This window comes from Pseudoxanthomonas winnipegensis (genome assembly GCF_004283755.1).
In the GTDB taxonomy this organism is placed as follows: domain Bacteria; phylum Pseudomonadota; class Gammaproteobacteria; order Xanthomonadales; family Xanthomonadaceae; genus Pseudoxanthomonas_A; species Pseudoxanthomonas_A winnipegensis.
This window is the reverse complement of record NZ_SHMH01000001.1, coordinates 483,088-502,173: the sequence shown is the minus strand read 5'-3', so window position 1 is coordinate 502,173 and position 19,086 is coordinate 483,088. Positions and strand designations below refer to the sequence as shown.

Sequence of the window (19,086 nt, the reverse complement as noted above, 5' to 3'; positions counted from 1 at the left end):
TCAGCCGCCGGCGATCGGCACCGGCACGCCGCCGCTGAAGGTCGCCCAGGCCGGCGCGCGCAGCACGGTGCCGAAGCCGTCCAGGGTCAGCGTGCCGGTCGCGCCGCGCACGTCGGCGTTGGCGCTGCCGACCAGGCGCGGCAGGTAGGCCGCCAGCTGCCAGGCGTCGTAGCCGAAGGCGAACAGGCGCGCCGCTCCGCCGCGCGCGGTCGGCAGCGTGGCCGCCACGGTCGCGGCCGAGGGCAGGCCGGTGACGCCGTTGGCCGACCAGGTCTCGGTCGGGTAGATCACCCCATCGAGCACATTGTCTTCCTCCGGCTTGCCGGTGCCCTGCACCAGCAGCGAGGTGCCCACCCGGGCCTTGCCGCCCAGCCCGGCCAGGGCCAGCTGCGGGGTCAGCACGCGCGCGGTCGAGCCGCGCACCGCCAGGAAGATCGCATCGATGTTCTTGCCCGCGGCCGCCGCCAGCGGCGCGGAGAGGTCGGCCGGGGCGTCGCCCACGGTCATCACGTCGGCGACCACGCCGCCGCCTTCGCTGAAGCGCTTGCCGAAGGCATCGGCCGCGCGCCGGCTGCTCTCGTCGCTGCCGCCGATGATCAGTACGCGCTTGCGCTCGAGCTTGAGCAGGTAATCGGCCACGCTCACGCCCTCGGCCTCCGGCGCCAGCGAGAAGCTGGCCGCGCCCTGCGGCGGGTCCAGTTCGCCGCGATTGAGCGCCAGCACCGGCACGCTCAGGTTGCCCTGGCGGAACAGCGCATCGACCTGTTCGCGCCCCAGCGGGCCGACCACCAGCTCGGCGCCGTCGGCGACCGCGCGCGCATAGGCGCTGGTGGCATCGGCCGGGCTGCTGGCGGTGTCGTAGAAGCGGATCTCCGGACGGCGGCGGTGTTCGCCGTAGTAGCCGGCCAGCAGGCCGTCGCGCACCGGCGCGGCGGCGGCGCTCAGCGGGCCGGACAGCGGCAGCAGCACGGCCAGCTTCTGCGGCGGGCGGTAGCCGTCGCGCTCGGCCGGCGGGCGGCCGTTGGCGTCGAAGTTCCACTTGCTGCCGTGGTCGAACGGATGCGGCAGCGGCAGCTTGCGCTCGAGCAGCGCATTGCCGGCCAGCGGATAGAGCGGATCGCCCGGCGGCAGCGCGGTGGTCTCGCGGGTCAGCGTGGCGTTGTCCAGCTCGGCCAGCAGCGCCTGGATGCGCCGGGTGTTGTCGCTCAGGGCCTGGCCGCTGAGGCCGGGACGCTGGGCGGCCAGCTGCTGGGCCTGGATGAAGGCCGCGTTCTGTTCGGCGCGCGTGGCGGTGCCCGCGCTCGGGGCCACCTGCGTGGTGGCGCAGCCGACCAGGAGCAGGCCGAGCAGGGCCGGGGCGAACAGCAGGGCAGTGCGCGTATGCATGGGCAGTGCGGGGCCGGGTCTGGAGGAACGGGCTAGGATTCTACCCTTTGCCAGATGAGCGCCTCTCCATGGCCCAGCCCACCCTCCATGTCGTCGCCACGCCGATCGGCAACCTCGCCGATCTCTCGCCGCGCGCGCTGGAGACCCTGCGCGGCGTCGATGCCATCTGCGCCGAGGACACCCGCCGCACCGGCCAGCTGCTGGCGCATTTCGGCGTGTCCACGCCGCTGCTGGCCCTGCACGAACACAACGAGGAGGCGATCGCCGCGCGCATCGTCGCGCGCCTGCTGGAAGGCCAGTCGCTGGCGCTGGTCTCCGACGCCGGCACGCCGCTGGTGTCCGATCCCGGCTACCGGCTGGTGCGCGCCGCGCGCGCGGCCGGCGTGCGGGTCAGCCCGGTGCCGGGCGCCTGCGCGGCGATCGCCGCGCTGAGCGTGGCCGGCCTGCCGAGCGATCGCTTCGTGTTCGAAGGCTTCCTGCCGGCCAAGGCCAGCGCCCGGCGCGATGCGCTGCGCGCGCTGGCCGGCGAGCCGCGCACGCTGGTGTTCTACGAGTCCTCGCACCGCATCGCCGAGTCGCTGGCCGACTTGGCGCAGGCCTTCGGCGCGGAACGTCCCGCCGCCATGGCGCGCGAGCTGACCAAGCTGTTCGAGACCGTGCTCGACGGCAGCCTCGGCACGCTGCTGGCGCAGGTGCAGGCCGACGACAACCAGCGCAAGGGCGAGTTCGTGGTGATGGTGCAGGGCGCCGGCGACGATGCCGACGCCCAGCTGGCCGAAGGCCACCGCGTCCACGCCCTGCTCAAGGCCCACCTGCCGCCCTCGACCGCCGCCAAGCTCGCCGCCGAGATCACCGGCGCGCCGCGCAAGGCGTTGTACGGGGCTTGAGGCGAGGAACGGGCGCGGCGGAACGGGGAAGCGTGGAAGGCGTAGATGCTGTTCGCGCTGACGGATTCTTGGTTTTTTCCCCTGGCTCCTGCCGGCATGCGACAATCCGCGACGGCGGAGCCGGCCGGACAGTCGCGTCGTCCGCTCCATTTCGATGGAAGCGGGCGCCGAGGAAAGTCCGGGCTCCACAGGGCACGGTGCCAGGTAACGCCTGGGCGGCGCGAGCCGACGGCCAGTGCAACAGAAAGCAAACCGCCGATGGCCCGCAAGGGATCAGGTAAGGGTGAAATGGTGCGGTAAGAGCGCACCGCGAGTCCGGCAACGGACCGGCACGGTAAACCCCACCGGGAGCAAGACCGAATAGGGACCTCATGACGCGGCCCGCGTCGGGTCCGGGTAGGTTGCTTGAGCGTATCGGTGACGATGCGCCTAGAGGAATGACTGTCCACGACAGAACCCGGCTTACAGGCCGGCTCCGCCACCTCCATCTCGCGCAGCGAGATGGAGCCCCCAAAACCTCGCGCCGCTGCACGCGGCGCGACGTTTCGGGCCCCGGCGCTTTGCCCTCCACACCCCGCGCCTGTCGGCGCGCCCCCTGACTCAGGGGGCTTGAGTTCCCCAACAGGGCCTGGCGTCTTTTCTCGCCTTCTCGCCTTCTCGCCTTCTCGCCTTCTCGCCTTCTCGCCTTCTCGCCTTCTCGCCTTCTCGCCTTCTCGCCTTCTCGCCTTCTCGCAGGCGCAGGAACGTCGAATTTCAGGCCCCCTCCCTTGCGCGTAGCGCAGGGGAGGGTCGGGGAGGGGTTAGCTGTTGCTGTTGCTGTTGCTGTTGCCGTTGGCTCTTGGCCTCTCAAGTTCCCCGCGAAAAGCGACCCCTCCCCAGCCCTCCCCTGCGCTGCGCGCAAGGGAGGGGGCCAATCAAGCGGTCTGACACGACGCTGCCAACGCCAACGCCAATCCCAGTCCCAATCCCAATCCCCAATCCCCAATCCCCAATCCCCAATCCCCAATCCCCAATCCCCAATCCCCAATCCCCAATCCCCAATCCCGAATCCCGAATCCCGAATCCCTCAGATCTCCAGCCTGCTCTCCCCCACAGAAACACCATCAGGACCAAACCGCCGCTCAGCGATCCAGCCGCGGCCGGCGTGGTCGAGGGCGATCAGGGTGCTGGCGCGGGTGCCGTAGCGTGGGTCGGCGATGAAGGCGGCGGACAGGCGGCGCTCCAGGTCCGGGTCGATGCCGGTGTCGGGTAACTGGTCGTCCGGGGCGAGGCTGCGGTCGGCCAGGGCGGCCCACAGCGCGGCCGGGTCCTCGGCCGGGCCGTCCAGCCAGCCGGCCAGGGCCGCGCACAGGCGCCGGGTCTTGGGCCAGGGGGCGTCGAAGGGGCCGTTGGACACGCCGTGCACGCCCGGCGGCACGGTGCGTGTCTGCGGGCCGGGCCAGTTGCCCACGTAGCGGCAGTCGACCGCGTCGGCCAGCAGCAGGTTGAAGGGGGCGAAGGCCGCGGCGCGGGCGTGCAGGGTGTCGGCCGCCTCCGTCGCGGACGCCGGCCCGGCCAGGAAGTCGGCCACTAGCGCGCCGCGCGACGGGGCGCCGGGCGGGGCGGCCAGGCGCGGGTCGCGGACATTGGTCACCACGGCCATCCGCCCCTGGGGCCCCACGCCAGCCCAGCTGCCGCCGGACCGCAGGTCGCGCCCCGCAACCACGCCGGGCCGGTCGGCCCAGGGCGCCAGCGCGGCGGTGGGACGGGCGTGGAATTCGTCGCGGTTGCCGGCCAGGACCAGGCGCCAGCGGGGGTGGGTTTTCCAGGCGATCGCGACCAGGCACATGCGCCCATTGTCGGCCGAGTCTGCGCAGTGCGCGCGCCCGGCCGCCGCCCGGGCGCGGCCGTGACAGCGGTCACTTCACATCCCCTGCACAGCCCTGAATCTCCGTCCAATCTCAAAATTTGAGACGAAACAGCAACTTGTGGATAAGGATTGAACAAGTCTCTGAAGTTCGTTGCAAGCCATTGATCCGGAAAGTGATTTTCCCGTGTGCGAGTTGTTGACAACCCTTTGCCCAGTGCTAAGGTGGGCACGAGCGGGAAATCCGGGGTTTCTGTGGTTTTTCGTGGTTCAATGATCGCCGCAGTGCTGAAGTCGAGGTAGAGGGGACGTGTTCCAGGGCGAAACCGCCATCACAGTGGACGACAAGGGCAGGTTGGCGGTCCCCACCGCTTACCGTGACCAGGTCGCGCGCGCGTGCGGCAACCGCCTGGTGCTGACCTACAACCCCTTCGAGGCCGGCTGCCTGTGGCTGTACGACGCCACGGCCTGGGAGCGCGTGCGCGACGAGGTGATGGCCATGCCCAACACCAAGCGCACCGTGCGCACCCTGCAGCAGAAGCTGGTGGGCTCGGCCGCGTTCCTGGAGCTGGATGGCAACGGCCGGGTGACCGTGCCGCCGAGCCATCGCGCCGCGGTCGGCATCGAGAAGAAGGCCGTGCTGTTGGGCATGGGCGACAAGTTCGAACTATGGAGCGAGCAGGCGCACCGCGCGCAGATCCAGCAGACGTTGTCTGACGAGGATCTGGGCGAGGAGCTGCTCGAGCTCAGGCTGTGACGGCAGGTGCCCGGATGCGCCCCGACGCGCAGCCCGGCCACCTTCCGGTGATGTTCGCCCAGTGCATGGACGGGCTGCAGGTGAAGGTGGACGGAACGTATCTGGACGGCACGCTCGGCCGCGGCGGCCATGCGCGCGGCGTGCTGCAACGACTCGGCCCGGGAGGCCGACTGCTGCTGATGGACAAGGATCCCGACGCGATCGCCCATGCGCACGCCGTGTTCGACGGCGATGCACGCGTGTCGGTGTATCGCGGCAGCTTCGCCGAGCTGGCGCAGTGGGACGCCACGGCCGACGGCCTGGACGGCGTGCTGCTGGACCTGGGCGTGTCCTCGCCGCAGCTGGACGTGGCCGAGCGCGGCTTCTCCTTCGGCAAGGACGGCCCGCTGGACATGCGCATGGATCCTGACGCAGGCGAGAGCGCCGCGCAGTGGCTGGCGCGCGCCGAAGAGACCGAGATCGCCGACGTGCTGTGGCAGTACGGCGAAGAGCGCATGAGCCGGCGCATCGCCCGCGCCATCGTCGCGCGCCGCGGCGAGACCCCGCTGACCCGCACCGCGCAGCTGGCCGAGCTGATCGCCAGCGTGATGCCGCGCGGCAAGGACAAGATTCATCCGGCCACGCGCAGCTTCCAGGCCATCCGCATCCACATCAACCGCGAGCTGGCCGATCTGGAGCTGGGCCTGGACGCGGCGCTGTCGCGGCTGAAGGTCGGCGGCCGGCTGGCGGTGATCAGCTTCCATTCGCTGGAAGACCGCATCGTCAAGCGCTTCATCGCCGGCCACGCCAAGGCGCCGGCCGGCAACCGCCGCCTGCCGGTGGCGCAGGACTTCACGCCCACGCTGAAGATCATCCAGGACGCGGCCCGCGCCGACGCCGAGGAAACCGCCGCCAACCCGCGCGCCCGCAGCGCAGTGCTGCGCGTGGCCGAGAAGCTGGGGCAGGCCGCATGACCCGCCTGCTGCTCATCGTCGTGATCGTGGCCAACATCGCCACCGCCATCGCGGTGGTGTACGCACGTCACCAGCACCGCGTGCTGTTCGTCCAGCTCAACCAGCTGGACAAGGCGCGCGATGAGCTGAACATCGAATTCGGCCGGCTGCAGCTGGAGCAGGCCACCGTGGGCGAGAGCAATCGCGTCGAGCGCATCGCACGCGAGCGTCTGGGCATGAAGTCGCCCGAATCGGCCGACGTCGTGGTGATCCGCCCATGAGCCTGCGCGATGCCATCGAGCGGGTGATCAAGCGCAACGGCGAGCGCAAGGGCGCGCTGCCGCGCAACCGCAACCGCGCGCGCTACGACCTGCGCAACCGCCTGCTGCTGGTCGGTGGCGCGCTGGTGCTGTGCTCGGTAAGCCTGGTCGGCCGCGCCGCCTACGTGCAGCTGATCAACAGCGACTTCTATCAGAAGGAAGGCGACGCGCGGTTCACCCGCGAGCTGGCCATCCCGACCTCGCGCGGCATGATCACCGACCGCAACGGCGAGCCGCTGGCCGTGTCCTCGCCGGTGGAATCGGTGTGGTGCGATCCGCGCGAGCTGCTCAAGTCGCCCGACCGCCTGCCCGAGCTGGCCCAGGCGCTGGGCGAGCCGCTGGAGAGCCTGACCCGCCGCGTCAGCCAGAAGGCGGACAAGGAGTTCATGTATCTCAAGCGCCGCATCAATCCCGATGCGGCCAAGGCGATCCTGGCCCACGGCGTGCCCGGCGTGTATTCGCAGCGCGAGTACAAGCGCTTCTACCCGCAGGGCGAGGTGATGGCCCACATCCTGGGCTTCACCAACATCGACGACCGCGGCCAGGAAGGCCTGGAGCTGGCCTTCGACGACTGGCTGCGCGGCAAGCCGGGTCTGAAGAAGGTCATCCGCGACCAGGCCGGCCACATCGTGGAGAACATCGACCTGGTGCGCCCGGCGCAGCCGGGCAACGACCTGACCCTGAGCGTGGACCGCCGCATCCAGTACATCGCCGCGCGCGAGCTGCGCCGCGCGATCGACGACAACCAGGCCGCAGGCGGCTCGGTGGTGATCCTGGACGTGGCCACCGGCGAGGTGCTGGCCATGGCCAACCTGCCCACGTTCAACCCCAACGCGCAGGACCTGGGCAAGCCGGACGTGCATCGCAACCGCGCGGTCACCGACCTGGTCGAGCCGGGCTCGACGATGAAGCCCATCACCATCTCCACCGCGCTGGCGGCGGGCGTGGTCACGCCGAGCACGCTGATCGATACCAACCCGGGCTACATGGCCCTCAAGGGCGGCTTCACCATCCGCGACGTGCCGCGCAACAACGGCGTGCTGACCGTGGGCGGGGTGATCACGCACAGCTCCAACATAGGCGCGGCCAAGATCGCCGACAAGATCCAGGACCAGACCTTCTACAACACGGTCAAGGCCTTCGGTTACGGCAGCGCGCCGCATAGCGGATTCCCGGGTGAAGCCTCGGGTCTGTTCCCTTCGCCCGCGCGCTGGAGCGGCACGTCCAAGACCACGATGTCCTACGGCTACGGCCTGGCGGTGTCGCCGCTGCAGATCGCCCGCGCCTACGCGACCATCGGCAACGGCGGCGTGCTGGTCACCCCGACCTTCATCAAGGGCATGCGCAGCGAGAACAGCGTGCAGGTCGTGCCCCGCGAAGTGACCAAGCAGGTCATCGCCATGATGGAGACCGTGGTCACCCAGGGCGGCGCCAAGGATGCGGCCGTGCCGGGCTATCACGTGGCCGGCAAGACCGGTACCGCGCGCATCGCCTCGGGCGGCAGCTACGCTTCGGGCCACTACACCGCGCTGTTCGCCGGGCTGGTGCCGGCGACCAATCCGCGCTTCGTCATGGTCACCGTGATCCGCGACCCGCAGGCCGGCAAGTACTACGGCGGCCTGGTGTCCGCGCCGGTGTTCCACAACGTGATGGAAGACGCGCTGCGCCTGATGGACGTGCCGCCGGACGACATCGACAGCTGGCTGGCCGCGCAGGCCAAGGACGAGGCCAAGCGCGCCGCGCAGGCGCCCAAGCGTCCGCCGACCGTCGCCGCGCTGCCCAAGCCGTTGCCCGCGCCGATCCAGGCCAAGGCCGAGCCGGCGCTGCCCAGGAGCCTGGAATGAGCCGCGCCATGGCCCTGTCCACGCTGCTGCCCGACGTGCCCGCCGTCCCGGCGGGCCTGATCGTGCACGGGCTGACCCAGGACAGCCGCAGCGTGCGGCCGGGCGATGCCTTCGTGGCCATCGGGCCGGTCGACAACAGTCCCTCGACCTGGCACGGGCTGGGCTTCGTCGAGCAGGCGCGCGCGGCGGGCGCGGCGGCGATCCTGTTCGAACCGCCGGCGCCCGACACGCTGCCGGCCCCGGCCGATGCGATCGCCGTGCCCGGCCTGCGTCATCGGCTGGGCACGATGGCCGACACCTTCTACGGCCACCCCTCGGGGCAGATGACCGTGGTCGGGGTGACCGGCACCAACGGCAAGACCTCCTTCGTGCAGCTGCTCGGCCAGGCCTGGCATCTGCTCGGCGTGACCGGCGGCAGCATCGGCACGCTCGGCGCCGGCCTGTACGGGCAGGTGCAGCCGACCGGCTTCACCACGCCGCTGGTGCTGCAGACCCATGCGCTGCTGGCGCAGCTGCACGAGGCCGGCGCGCAGGCGGTGGCGATGGAAGTCAGCTCGCACGCGCTGGTGCAGACCCGCGTGGACGCGGTCTCCTTCGACGTGGCGGTGTTCACCAACCTCACCCGCGATCATCTGGACTACCACGGCACCATGGAAGGCTACGGCGCGGCCAAGGCGCGGCTGTTCCAGCGCGCCGGCCTGCGGGCCGCGGTGGTCAACCTGGACGATGCCTTCGGCGCGACCCTGCCGGGCAAGCTGGCCGACGGAGTGCAGCTGGTCGGCGTCAGCGCGCTCGGCGCGGCGCAGGCCGCCGTGCAGGCGCGCGATGTCGTGCTGGATGCGTCGGGCATCGGCTTCTCGCTGGCGCTGGGCGATGCCGTGCATCCGGTGCGCTCGCCGCTGCTGGGACGCTTCAACGTGGACAACCTGCTGGCCGTGGCCGGCGTGCTGCACGCCACCGGCATCGCGCCGACGCGCATCGCCCAGGTGCTTGGCCAGCTGCGGCCGATCCACGGCCGCATGAACCGCCTCGGCGGCGTCGACGGTCAGCCGCTGGTGGTGATCGATTACGCGCATACCCCCGACGCGCTGCAGCAGGCCTTGACCAGCCTGCGCGGCCACCTCGAGGGGCGCCTGATCTGCGTGTTCGGCTGCGGCGGCGACCGCGATCGCGGCAAGCGTCCGCAGATGGCGCGGATCGCACAGCAACACGCCGACGCGGTGATCGTCACCGACGACAATCCGCGCAGCGAGGACGGCGATGCCATCGTCGCCGACATCGTGGCCGGATTCGACGCGCACGGCGCGCGCTTCGAGGTCCAGCGCGACCGCGCGCGCGCCATCGCCCACGCGGTGAGCCAGGCGCACGCCGGCGACATCGTGCTGATCGCCGGCAAGGGGCATGAGCCCTATCAGGAAGTCCACGGTGTCAGGCATGCCTTCGACGACACCGTGCAGGCGCGGGCGGCCCTCGAGGCGCGCGCGACGCTGGACCGGGACCTGGAGGCGCGGAGATGAACCGTCTGCCTTTGTCGCTGATCGCGCACCTGGCCGGCGGCGAGCTGCATGGCGAGGACGTCACCGTGGCGGCGGTGTCCAACGACACCCGCGCGCTGCGCCCGGGCAGCCTGTACGTGGCCCTGCGCGGTGAGCGCTTCGATGGCCACGACTTCATCGCCCAGGCCGCCGCGCAGGGCGCCGGCGCGCTGCTGGTCGATCACGCCGTGGACAGCGCGCTGCCGCAGGTGGTGGTGGCCGACACGCAACAGGCGCTGGCGCGCCTGGCCGCCGGCCTGCAGCGCGATCGCGCGGGCAAGGTGGTGGCCATCACCGGCAGCAACGGCAAGACCAGCGTCAAGGCGCTGGTGCTGTCCATCCTCGAGCGCGCCGGCCAGACCTGGTCGACGCCGGGCAACCGCAACAACGAGATCGGCCTGCCGCTGGCGGTGATCGAGGCCCCGGACGCGGCCGAGTACGCCGTCTACGAGATGGGCGCCGGCAAGCCGGGCGACATCGCCTACCTGACCGACATCGCCCGCCCCGACGTATCGCTGGTCAACAACATCGCGCCTGCGCATCTGGAACGCATGGGCAGCCTGCTCGGCGTGGCCCAGACCAAGGGCGCGATCTACAGCGCGCTGCCCGAGACGGGCGTGGCAGTGATCAACGCCGACGATGCCTTCGTCGAATACTTCGCCGGGCTGGCCGCGGGCCGGCGCGTGCTGCGCTTCGGCCTGGAAGGCAGCGCCGACATCCGCGCGCGCGACATCGTCACCGACGCGGAAGGCTCGCACTTCACCCTGCTCACCCCGCAAGGCGAGGCGCAGGTGCGTCTGCCGCTGCCGGGCCAGCACAACGTACGCAACGCGCTGGCCGCCACCGGCCTGGCGCTGGGCTGCGGCGTGGCGCTGGCCACCATTGTCGAAGGCCTGCAGGCCGCGCGCCCGGTCGCCGGCCGCCAGGTCTCGCACACGCTGCCCTCCGGCGCGGTGCTCATCGACGACAGCTACAACGCCAACCCCGGTTCGCTGGCCGCCGCGATCGACACGCTGGCCGCCACCACCCGGCACGGCTGGCTGGTGCTGGGCGACATGCGCGAGCTCGGCCCGGAAGGCGCGGCGCTGCACGCCGCCGCCGGCGCCCAGGCCAGGCAGGCCGGGATCGCCCGCCTGTACGCGCTGGGCGAACTGAGCGCCCACGCGGCCGCGGCCTTCGGCGACGGCGCGCGCGTGTTCGACACGCACGCCGCGCTGGCCCAGGCGCTGGCCTCGGAGCTGGACGCGTCCGCGTCCGGTTCCGCTTCGCCGGCCTCGCGTCCCGTGATTCTGGTCAAGGGGTCCCGCGGCAGCGCGATGGACCGCATCGTCACCGCGCTGCTTCCCGCCGCGCCCGCGCAATCCACGGGAGGCACCGCGCATGCTGCTTGAACTGGCCCGCTGGCTGAGGCAACTGGACTCGGTCTTCGCGATCTTCAACTACCTGACCCTGCGCGCGATCCTGGCGGCGCTGACCGCGCTGTTCCTGTCGCTGTGGATGGGCCCGGCGGTAATCCGCCGGCTGGCGCAGTTCAAGGGCGGCCAGCCGATCCGCAGCGACGGCCCGCAGACGCATTTCTCCAAGGCCGGCACGCCGACCATGGGCGGCGCGCTGATCCTGATGACCGTGGCGCTGGCCACGCTGCTGTGGGGCGACCTGCGCAACCGCTACGTGTGGCTGGTGCTGGCGGTGATGGTGGCCTTCGGCGCGATCGGCTGGTACGACGACTGGATCAAGATCGTGCGCCGCGATCCCAACGGCCTGAAGTCGCGCTGGAAGTACCTGCTGCAGTCGATCTTCGGCCTGGCCGCGGGCATCTTCCTGTGGCACACCGCGGATGTGGCGGCGGCGACCACGTTCTACATCCCGCTGTTCAAGGCCGTGGCGCTGCCGCTGGCCGGGGTGGGCTTCGTCACCATCGCCTACTTCTGGATCGTGGGCTTCTCCAACGCGGTCAACCTCACCGACGGCCTGGACGGGCTGGCGATCATGCCGACCGTGCTGGTGGCCTGCGCGCTGGCGGTGTTCGCCTACGCCTCGGGCAACGTGGTGTTCTCCAACTATCTGCAGATCCCGCAGGTCCCGGGCGCGGGCGAGCTGGTCATCATCTGCGCGGCCATCGCCGGCGCGGGCCTGGGCTTTCTGTGGTTCAACACCTATCCGGCGATGGTGTTCATGGGCGACATCGGCGCGCTGGCGCTCGGTGCGGTGCTCGGCACCATCGCGGTGATCGTGCGTCAGGAACTGGTGCTGGTGGTGATGGGCGGCATCTTCGTCGTCGAGACGCTCTCGGTGATGATCCAGGTGGCCAGCTTCAAGCTCACCGGCAAGCGCGTGTTCCGCATGGCGCCCATCCATCACCACTTCGAACTCAAGGGCTGGCCCGAACCGCGCGTGATCGTCCGGTTCTGGATCATTTCGGTGATCCTGGTCCTTGTCGGTCTGGCCACGTTGAAGGTGCGCTGATGAACGACTTCCGCAAGCAGGCCATGCGCCTGGAATCGATCGGTGGGCAGTACGACTTCTGGCTGGTGGCCGCCGCCGGGGCGCTGGCGGCGATCGGCGTGGTGATGGTGGCCTCGGCCTCGATCGCCATGGCCTCCACGCCGTACTACTACCTGAGCCGCCACGTGGTGTTCCTGGCGCTGGGCGTGGGCCTGGCGATCACGGCCATGCGCATGGAGCTCAAGTCCATCGAGAAGTACAACCAGCTGCTGCTGCTGGGCTGCTTCGCGCTGCTGGTGGTGGTGTTCGTGCCGGGGCTGGGCAGCACGGTCAACGGCGCGCGGCGCTGGATCAATCTGGGCTTCACCCGCTTCCAGACGGTCGAGGCGGTCAAGGTGCTCTACATCGTCTGGCTGGCCAGCTACCTGGTGCGCTTCCGCGACGAGGTCAACGCGACCTGGGGCGCGCTGATCAAGGCCATCGGCGTGGTGCTGGTGCTGATCGCGCTGCTGCTGCTGCAGCCGGACTTCGGCTCGTCCACGCTGCTGCTGGGCATCACCGCCGGCATGCTGATCCTGGGCGGCGCCAACCTGCCGCGCATGACCATGCCGGTGCTGGCGCTGCTGCCGGCGCTGGTGGCGCTGGTGGTATTCGAGCCCTACCGCATGCGCCGCGTCACCTCCTTCCTGGATCCGTGGAAGGACCAGCTGGGTTCGGGCTACCAGCTGTCCAACGCGCTGATGGCCATCGGCCGCGGCGAATGGACCGGCGTGGGCCTGGGCAGCTCGGTGCAGAAGCTCAACTACCTGCCCGAGGCGCACACCGACTTCATCTTCTCGGTGATCGGCGAGGAGCTCGGCTTCCTGGGCGTGTGCGCCATCATCGGCCTGTACGCGCTGCTGGTCGGCCGCGCGCTGTATGTCGGCTACCGCTGCATCGGCCGCAACCGTCACTTCGCCGGCTACATCGCCTTCGGCATCGCGCTGTGGATCGGCATGCAGGCCTTCGTCTCGATCGGCGTCAACCTGGGCCTGCTGCCGACCAAGGGCCTGACCCTGCCGCTGATTTCCTCCGGCGGCTCGTCGGTGCTGATGACCTGCGCGGCGATGGGCCTGCTGCTGCGCGTGTCCTACGAACTCAGCCGTGCCGAGAAGCACATCGCGCTGACCCGCGGCATCGAGTCGCGCGATCAGCGCGACGAGGGCTCCTCCCCGCAGGTTGCTCAAGTCGCCACGCCCGCGCGCGCCGGCGAGCCCGCCCCGCAGCCGGCACCGGCCAAGGCCGCCGTGCGCGGCAACGCGCGCCCGCAGCGCATCGAACCCACTTTCGAGCGGATTGGTTGATGGCAGGCAACGCGCCCGTGATGATCCTGGCCGGCGGCACCGGCGGCCACATCTTCCCCGCGCTGGCCGTGGCCAAGGTGCTGCGCGCGCGCGGCGTGCCGGTGACCTGGCTGGGCGCCGACGGACAGATGGAAACGCGCCTTGTGCCGCAGCACGACATCGCGCTGGACACCATCGCGGTCAAGGGCCTGCGCGGCAAAGGCGCCGCGGCGCTGTTCGGCGCGCCCCTGCGCATCGCCGCGGCGGTCATGGCCGCCGCCGGTGTGCTGCGCCGGCGTGCGCCGCGTGCGGTGATCAGCTTCGGCGGCTATGCGGCCGGCCCGGGCGGCGTGGCCGCCCGGCTGCAGGGCCGGCCGCTGCTGGTGCACGAGCAGAACCGCGCGCCGGGCATGACCAACAAGCTGCTGTCCCGTGTCGCGCGCCGCGTGCTGACCGGCTTCCCGGGCAGCTTCGCCACGCGCGAGGAAGCCGTCGGCAACCCGGTGCGCGAGGAGATCGCCGCCATCGCCCCGCCGTGCGAGCGCCTGGCCGGTCGCGAAGGCCCACTGCGCCTGCTGGTGCTGGGCGGCAGCCAGGGCGCGCGCGCGCTCAACACCGCCGTGCCGCAGGCGCTGGCCGCGCTGAAGCTGGACGCGCAGGTGCGCCACCAGTGCGGCGAGAAGCTGCGCGCCGAGGCCGACGCGGCCTACGCCCAGGCCGGCGTGCCCGCCAGCGTGGAGAGCTTCATCGCCGACATGGCGCAGGCCTATGCCTGGGCCGACCTGGTCGTGTGCCGCGCCGGCGCCTCGACCCTGGCCGAGCTGTGCGCCGCCGGCATCGGCAGCGTGCTGGTGCCCTTCGCCGCGGCGGTGGACGACCACCAGACCCGCAACGCGCAGTACCTGGTCGAACACGGCGCCGCGGTGCTGCTCAAGCAGGACGACAGCTTGAACGTGCACCTGCAGCGCGTGCTGGCCGTGCTCTCGGCCGACCCGCAGCGCCGGCTGGACATGGCCATCGCCGCGCGCGAGCTGGCCCGCATCGATGCGGCCGAACGCATCGCAGACATCATTCTGGAGGAAGCCGCATGATTTCCGCGGCGCGTGAACGCCGGCTGCAGAACACCGGCAACCTGGCGCAGGCCTTTCGCCGTGTGCACTTCGTCGGCATCGGCGGCTCGGGCATGAGCGGCATCGCCGAGGTGCTGTGCACGCTGGGCTACGAGGTCTCCGGCTCGGACGCGTCGGAGAACGCGGCGACCCGGCGCCTGGCCTCGCTCGGCGCGCGCGTGATGCGCGGCCACAACGCCTCCAATGTGCTGGGCACCGACTGCGTGGTCGTCTCCAGCGCGATCAAGGCCGACAACCCCGAGCTGATGGAAGCGCGCAGCCAGCGCATCCCGATCGTGCCGCGCGCGATGATGCTGGCCGAGCTGATGCGCTTCCGCCGCGGCATCGCCGTGGCCGGCACGCACGGCAAGACCACCACCACCTCGCTGACCGCCGCGGTGCTCAGCGAGGGCGGCCTGGACCCGACCTATGTCATCGGCGGCCAGCTGCTCTCGGCCGGCGCCAACGCCAAGCTCGGCGACGGTCAGTGGCTGGTGGCCGAGGCCGACGAGAGCGACGGCAGCTTCCTGCGCCTGAATCCGCTGATCGCGGTCATCACCAACATCGATGCCGATCACCTGGAGAACTACGGCAACGACTTCGCCCGCGTGCAGGCGGCCTTCGCCGAGTTCCTGCAGCGCCTGCCGTTCTATGGCCTGGCCGTGCTGTGCATCGACGATCCGGAAGTGGCCGCGCTGGCCGCCGAGACGCCGCGCCACGTGATGACCTACGGCCTGTCCGACGGCGCCGACATCCGCGCCGAGAACGTGGTGCAGGAGGCCGGGCGCATGCGCTTCACCCTGTGCCTGCCCGAGGACGTGTCGGTCGCCGTGACCCTGGCGCTGCCGGGCAAGCACAACGTGCTCAACGCGCTGGCCGCCGCCGCGGTGGGCTGGCAGCTGGGCGTGCAGCCGGGCACGATCGCGCGCGCCCTGGCCAACTTCTCCGGCATCGGCCGGCGCTTCAACGACCTGGGCGCCATCGACACCGGGCGCGGTGCGACCGTGCAGCTGATCGACGACTACGGTCACCATCCCAAGGAGCTGGCCGCGGTGTTCGCCGCCGCGCGCGGCGGCTGGCCGGACAAGCGCCTGGTGGTGGCGTTCCAGCCGCATCGCTACAGCCGCACGCGCGATCAGTTCGACGCCTTCGCCGCGGTGCTGAGCGAGGTCGACGCGCTGGTGCTGAGCGAGGTCTATCCGGCCGGCGAGGCGCCGATCGCCGGGGCCGACGCCAAGTCGCTGGCGCGCGCCATCCGCGCGCGCGGCCGCAACGAGCCGGTCGTGGTCAGCAGCGTGGCCGACCTGTCCACCGTGCTGCCCGACGTGCTGGCCGATGGCGACCTGCTGCTGATGATGGGCGCCGGCGACATCGGCGCGGTCGCCCAGCAGATCGCCGCGCAGGGCTTCGCCCCGGGAGGCCAGGCATGAGCGTGCTGTCGCTTCCGTCCTCGCGCATCGCCGATGCGGCCGCGTTCGGCCGCGTCGCCGTGCTGATGGGCGGCACCTCCAGCGAGCGCGAGGTGTCCCTGAACTCCGGCGCCAACGTGCTCGAGGCGCTGACCGCGCGCGGCGTGGACGCCTTCGCGGTCGATGGCATCCCCGCGCTGGCCACGCTGCTGGCGCAGGGCGGCTGCGATCGCGTGTTCAACGTGCTGCACGGTCACAACGGTGGCGGTGAGGACGGCGTGGTCCAGGGCCTGATGACGGCCTTCGGCGTGCCTTATACCGGCTCGAACGTGCTCGGCTCGGCGCTGAGCATGGACAAGGTGCGCACCAAGCAGGTCTGGCTGTCGTTGGGCCTGCCGACCCCGCGCTACGTGCGCCTGGCGGCGACGGCCGATGCGGCCGCCGATGCGCACGATCGTGCGAATGCCGCTGAAGGCAGGATGCCGAAAGCGGCCGTGCACGCCGCGGCCGCCGAGTTGGGCCTGCCGGTGATCGTCAAGCCCGCCAACGAAGGCTCCAGCGTCGGCGTCACCCGCGTGTTCGAGGACGCGCAGCTGGACGAGGCGGTGGCGCTGGCCGCGCGCTATGACGGCGAGCTGCTGATGGAGCAACTGGTGGTCGGCGACGAGCTGACCGTCGGCATCCTCGGCCAGACCGCGCTGCCCTCGATCCGCATTGTGCCAAAGGGCGCCTGGTACGACTACAACGCCAAGTACATCGCAGAGGACACCCAGTACCTGTGCCCCGGCCTGGAGGGAGAGGCCGAGGAAGAGATCCGGCGCATCGCGCTGGCCGCCTTCAACGCCGCCGGCTGCGGCGGCTGGGGTCGCGTGGACGTGATGCGCGACGCCGCCAGCGGCGCGTTCTTCCTGCTCGAGGTCAACACCGCGCCGGGCATGACCAGCCACTCGCTGGTGCCCAAGGCCGCGCGCCAGGCCGGGCTGGGGTTCGAGGATCTGTGCTGGCGCATCCTGGAGCAGACGGTATGAAGCCGGGATTCGGGATTCGGGATTGGGGATGGGTCGACAGCGGCGCCGCCTGCGTCGCCGCGGCCGTTTCCCATCCCCAATCCCGAATCCCCAATCCCGCGCGCGGAGCGCGCCGATGAGCAATGCCCTGCGCGTGCTGACCTGGATCCTGGCGCTGGCGCTGGTCGCCCTGCCGGTCGTGGCCGTGTTCAACGGCTGGATCGGCGCCGAACGCTGGCCGCTGAAGCGGCTGCGCGTCGGCGGCGAGCTGCACCGCGTCGATCCGGCGCAGCTGCGCGCGGTGGTACTGCCGTATGCGGCGCGCGGCTACTTCGCCGTGCAGCTGAGCGATGCGCAGCGCGCGGTCGAGCGCCTGCCCTGGGTCGAGCGCGCGCAGGTGCGCAAGCGCTGGCCCGACGTGCTGGAAGTGACCGTGATCGAGCACAAGCCCTTCGCGCGCTGGGGCAGCGACAAGCTGCTGTCGGTGGACGGGGCGCTGTTCCCGCTGCCCAAGAACGTCGACGCCAGCGCGCTGCCGCAGCTCGGCGGCCCGGAGAGCCAGGTGGCCGAGGTGGTGGCCCTGTACAACGAATCGACCCAGCTGTTCGCGCCGCTGGGGCTGAAGGTGGACGCGCTGGCGATGGATGCGCGCGGCAGCTGGTCGCTGACCCTGGGCAACGGCCTGAACGTGGTGATCGGCCGCGCCGACGCCCGTCCGCGCCTGCAGCGTTTCGTGCGCCTGCTGCCGCGCCTGCTTGGCGATCCGCGCCAGCTGGCCAGCGTGGACCTGCGCTACACCAACGGCTTCGCCCTGACCTGGGGCAACGCCAGGCCGGCCGCCAACGATGGCGCCGCCACGACTCCTCCTCCCGTCAGCGCACCGGCCCCGATGGCCGCGCTGACCGCACACGCATCGCAGCAGGCATTCCACGCATGAACCGCAAGGGCGACAAATCCCTGATCGTCGGACTGGACATCGGCACCTCCAAGGTGACCGCGCTGGTCGGCGAATATTCCCCCGGCAACCCGATCGAGGTGATCGGCATCGGCAGCCATGAGTCGCGTGGGCTCAAGCGCGGCGTGGTGGTCGATATCGAATCGACCGTGCAGTCGATCCAGCGCGCGGTGGAGGAGGCCGAACTGATGGCCGGCTGCGAGATTCGCAGCGTCTACGCCTCGATCTCCGGCGCCCACGTGCAGTGCAAGAACTCGCCCGGCATCGTGCCGATCCGCGACGGCGAGGTGACCTGGGCCGACCTGGACCGCGTGCTGGACGCGGCCAAGGCCGTGGCCATCCCGGCCGACCAGAAGATCCTCCACGCCATCCCGCGCGAGTACAAGCTGGACAACTCGCAGGAAGGCATCCGCAATCCGGTCGGCATGACCGGCGTACGCCTGGAAGTGGACGCGCACCTGGTGGTCTGCGCGCAGTCGGCCGCGGCCAACATCTCCAAGTGCGTGCAGCGCTGCGGCCTGCAGATCGACGATCTGATCCTGTCCTCGCTGGGCTCCTCGGTGGCGGTGCTGACCGCCGACGAGCGCGAGCTGGGCGTGGTCCTGGTCGACATGGGCGCCGGCACCACCGACCTGGCGGTGTTCGTGCACGGCGCGATCTGCCACACCGCCTCGCTGCCGATCGCCGGCGACCACGTCACCAACGACATCGCGCACATGCTGCGCACGCCCACCCCGGAGGCCGAGCAGATCAAGGTGCGCTACGCCTGCGCGCTGGCCCAGCTGGCCACCGCCGAGGAATCGATCCAGGTGCCGTCGGTGGGCGATCGCCCGCCGCGGCGCATGCCGCGCCATTCGCTGGCGCAGGCCGTGCAGGGTCGCTACGAGGAGATCTTCGAGATGGTCCAGGCCGAGCTGCGCCGCTCCGGCTTCGAGGAACTGGTGCGCGCCGGCATGGTGCTCACCGGCGGCGCCTCGAAGATGGAAGGCGTGGTCGAGCTGGCCGAGGAGATGCTGCAGATGCCGGTGCGCATCGGCATTCCCCAGCACGTCACTGGCCTGGGCGAGGTGGTCGGCAACCCGGTCCACGCCACCGGCGTGGGCCTGCTGCTGATGGGCAGCCAGATCGAGCATCCGCGCCGGCCGTCGCTGCCCACGGGCAAGGCCGGCAGCTTGTTCAAGAAACTGCAGAACTGGTACCGCGGCGAATTCTGATTCGACGCGGCAAGAGGCACGACGCCGACGCGAGGGCGCGCCGGCGTGAGGCGAGGGCAGGGACAACGGGATTTGAGCGTCACCCAGCTGTATTCAAAAGACATACCCACACAAAGAT

General features: G+C 70.9%; 14 protein-coding genes, 1 other RNA gene and 2 pseudogenes. 15 read left to right on the top strand and 2 right to left on the bottom strand.

Going from position 1 to position 19,086, the window contains the following annotated elements:
- A pseudogene (locus EAT51_RS02300) lies at positions 1–1,263 on the bottom strand (penicillin-binding protein activator); the annotation flags it as partial.
- Between the two features lie 191 nt (positions 1,264–1,454).
- On the opposite strand from EAT51_RS02300, the gene rsmI reads away from it, so the two are divergent.
- A complete protein-coding gene (gene rsmI, locus EAT51_RS02295; protein ID WP_130561221.1) occupies positions 1,455–2,273 on the top strand; it encodes a 16S rRNA (cytidine(1402)-2'-O)-methyltransferase in 819 nt (272 codons plus the stop codon).
- Between the two features lie 116 nt (positions 2,274–2,389).
- An RNA gene (gene rnpB, locus EAT51_RS02290) (RNase P RNA component class A) lies at positions 2,390–2,754 on the top strand.
- 585 nt (positions 2,755–3,339) lie between these two features.
- Here the strand turns inward: rnpB and EAT51_RS02275 are convergent.
- Complete coding sequence (locus tag EAT51_RS02275; protein ID WP_130515453.1) at positions 3,340–4,101, bottom strand: NRDE family protein; 762 nt, start codon at positions 4,099–4,101, stop codon at positions 3,340–3,342.
- 328 nt (positions 4,102–4,429) lie between these two features.
- Here EAT51_RS02275 and mraZ point away from each other — a divergent pair, with 328 nt between their 5' ends.
- The 13 genes and pseudogenes from mraZ to ftsA all read left to right on the top strand — a co-directional run bounded on the left by mraZ (position 4,430) and on the right by ftsA (position 18,968).
- Entirely contained in the window at positions 4,430–4,876 is a 447-nt protein-coding gene (gene mraZ, locus EAT51_RS02270) for a division/cell wall cluster transcriptional repressor MraZ (protein ID WP_130515456.1), read from the top strand.
- A 14-nt stretch (positions 4,877–4,890) separates the two neighbouring features.
- Positions 4,891–5,829 carry a 16S rRNA (cytosine(1402)-N(4))-methyltransferase RsmH gene (rsmH, locus tag EAT51_RS02265; protein WP_130515458.1) on the top strand — a complete coding sequence of 313 codons (939 nt, stop codon included), beginning with the start codon at positions 4,891–4,893 and terminating at the stop codon, positions 5,827–5,829.
- On the top strand, positions 5,826–6,089 hold the full coding sequence (ftsL, locus tag EAT51_RS02260) for a cell division protein FtsL (protein WP_130515460.1): 264 nt from the start codon (positions 5,826–5,828) through the stop codon (positions 6,087–6,089). Before rsmH ends, ftsL begins: the two co-directional genes overlap by 4 nt.
- A complete protein-coding gene (locus EAT51_RS02255; protein WP_130515462.1) occupies positions 6,086–7,972 on the top strand; it encodes a peptidoglycan D,D-transpeptidase FtsI family protein in 1,887 nt (628 codons plus the stop codon). Before ftsL ends, EAT51_RS02255 begins: the two co-directional genes overlap by 4 nt.
- Positions 7,969–9,489 carry a UDP-N-acetylmuramoyl-L-alanyl-D-glutamate--2,6-diaminopimelate ligase gene (locus tag EAT51_RS02250; protein ID WP_130515464.1) on the top strand — a complete coding sequence of 507 codons (1,521 nt, stop codon included), beginning with the start codon at positions 7,969–7,971 and terminating at the stop codon, positions 9,487–9,489. Before EAT51_RS02255 ends, EAT51_RS02250 begins: the two co-directional genes overlap by 4 nt.
- The gene (locus EAT51_RS02245) at positions 9,486–10,898 is read left to right on the top strand and encodes a UDP-N-acetylmuramoyl-tripeptide--D-alanyl-D-alanine ligase (protein ID WP_130515466.1); all 1,413 of its coding nucleotides are present in this window, start codon (positions 9,486–9,488) and stop codon (positions 10,896–10,898) included. Before EAT51_RS02250 ends, EAT51_RS02245 begins: the two co-directional genes overlap by 4 nt.
- Positions 10,888–11,973 (top strand): phospho-N-acetylmuramoyl-pentapeptide-transferase, encoded by a 1,086-nt coding sequence (gene mraY, locus EAT51_RS02240; RefSeq protein ID WP_130515468.1) that lies wholly within the window; start codon positions 10,888–10,890, stop codon positions 11,971–11,973. Before EAT51_RS02245 ends, mraY begins: the two co-directional genes overlap by 11 nt.
- Entirely contained in the window at positions 11,973–13,295 is a 1,323-nt protein-coding gene (gene ftsW / locus EAT51_RS02235) for a putative lipid II flippase FtsW (protein ID WP_130515469.1), read from the top strand. Before mraY ends, ftsW begins: the two co-directional genes overlap by 1 nt.
- Positions 13,295–14,359 (top strand): annotated as a pseudogene (murG, locus tag EAT51_RS02230) (undecaprenyldiphospho-muramoylpentapeptide beta-N-acetylglucosaminyltransferase); the annotation flags it as partial. The gene ftsW and the pseudogene murG, both read left to right, overlap by 1 nt.
- Before the next feature lie 2 nt (positions 14,360–14,361).
- Positions 14,362–15,813 (top strand): UDP-N-acetylmuramate--L-alanine ligase, encoded by a 1,452-nt coding sequence (gene murC / locus EAT51_RS02225; protein ID WP_130515473.1) that lies wholly within the window; start codon positions 14,362–14,364, stop codon positions 15,811–15,813.
- Positions 15,810–16,820 (top strand): D-alanine--D-alanine ligase, encoded by a 1,011-nt coding sequence (locus EAT51_RS02220; protein WP_130515475.1) that lies wholly within the window; start codon positions 15,810–15,812, stop codon positions 16,818–16,820. Before murC ends, EAT51_RS02220 begins: the two co-directional genes overlap by 4 nt.
- 115 nt (positions 16,821–16,935) lie before the next feature.
- Positions 16,936–17,736 carry a cell division protein FtsQ/DivIB gene (locus EAT51_RS02215; RefSeq protein WP_130515477.1) on the top strand — a complete coding sequence of 267 codons (801 nt, stop codon included), beginning with the start codon at positions 16,936–16,938 and terminating at the stop codon, positions 17,734–17,736.
- Entirely contained in the window at positions 17,733–18,968 is a 1,236-nt protein-coding gene (gene ftsA, locus EAT51_RS02210; RefSeq protein WP_130515479.1) for a cell division protein FtsA, read from the top strand. Before EAT51_RS02215 ends, ftsA begins: the two co-directional genes overlap by 4 nt.
- Positions 18,969–19,086 lie beyond the last annotated feature (118 nt).

Bases quoted from the DNA above. Each gene is read 5' to 3' on its own strand.
- rsmI (WP_130561221.1), top strand. From the start codon at position 1,455: ATGGCCCAGCCCACCCTCCATGTCGTCGCCACGCCGATCGGCAACCTC.
- EAT51_RS02275 (WP_130515453.1), bottom strand. From the start codon at position 4,101: ATGTGCCTGGTCGCGATCGCCTGGAAAACCCACCCCCGCTGGCGCCTG.
- rsmH (WP_130515458.1), top strand. From the start codon at position 4,891: ATGCGCCCCGACGCGCAGCCCGGCCACCTTCCGGTGATGTTCGCCCAG.
- ftsL (WP_130515460.1), top strand. From the start codon at position 5,826: ATGACCCGCCTGCTGCTCATCGTCGTGATCGTGGCCAACATCGCCACC.
- EAT51_RS02255 (WP_130515462.1), top strand. From the start codon at position 6,086: ATGAGCCTGCGCGATGCCATCGAGCGGGTGATCAAGCGCAACGGCGAG.
- EAT51_RS02250 (WP_130515464.1), top strand. From the start codon at position 7,969: ATGAGCCGCGCCATGGCCCTGTCCACGCTGCTGCCCGACGTGCCCGCC.
- EAT51_RS02245 (WP_130515466.1), top strand. From the start codon at position 9,486: ATGAACCGTCTGCCTTTGTCGCTGATCGCGCACCTGGCCGGCGGCGAG.
- mraY (WP_130515468.1), top strand. From the start codon at position 10,888: ATGCTGCTTGAACTGGCCCGCTGGCTGAGGCAACTGGACTCGGTCTTC.
- ftsW (WP_130515469.1), top strand. From the start codon at position 11,973: ATGAACGACTTCCGCAAGCAGGCCATGCGCCTGGAATCGATCGGTGGG.
- murC (WP_130515473.1), top strand. From the start codon at position 14,362: ATGATTTCCGCGGCGCGTGAACGCCGGCTGCAGAACACCGGCAACCTG.
- EAT51_RS02220 (WP_130515475.1), top strand. From the start codon at position 15,810: ATGAGCGTGCTGTCGCTTCCGTCCTCGCGCATCGCCGATGCGGCCGCG.
- EAT51_RS02215 (WP_130515477.1), top strand. From the start codon at position 16,936: ATGAGCAATGCCCTGCGCGTGCTGACCTGGATCCTGGCGCTGGCGCTG.
- ftsA (WP_130515479.1), top strand. From the start codon at position 17,733: ATGAACCGCAAGGGCGACAAATCCCTGATCGTCGGACTGGACATCGGC.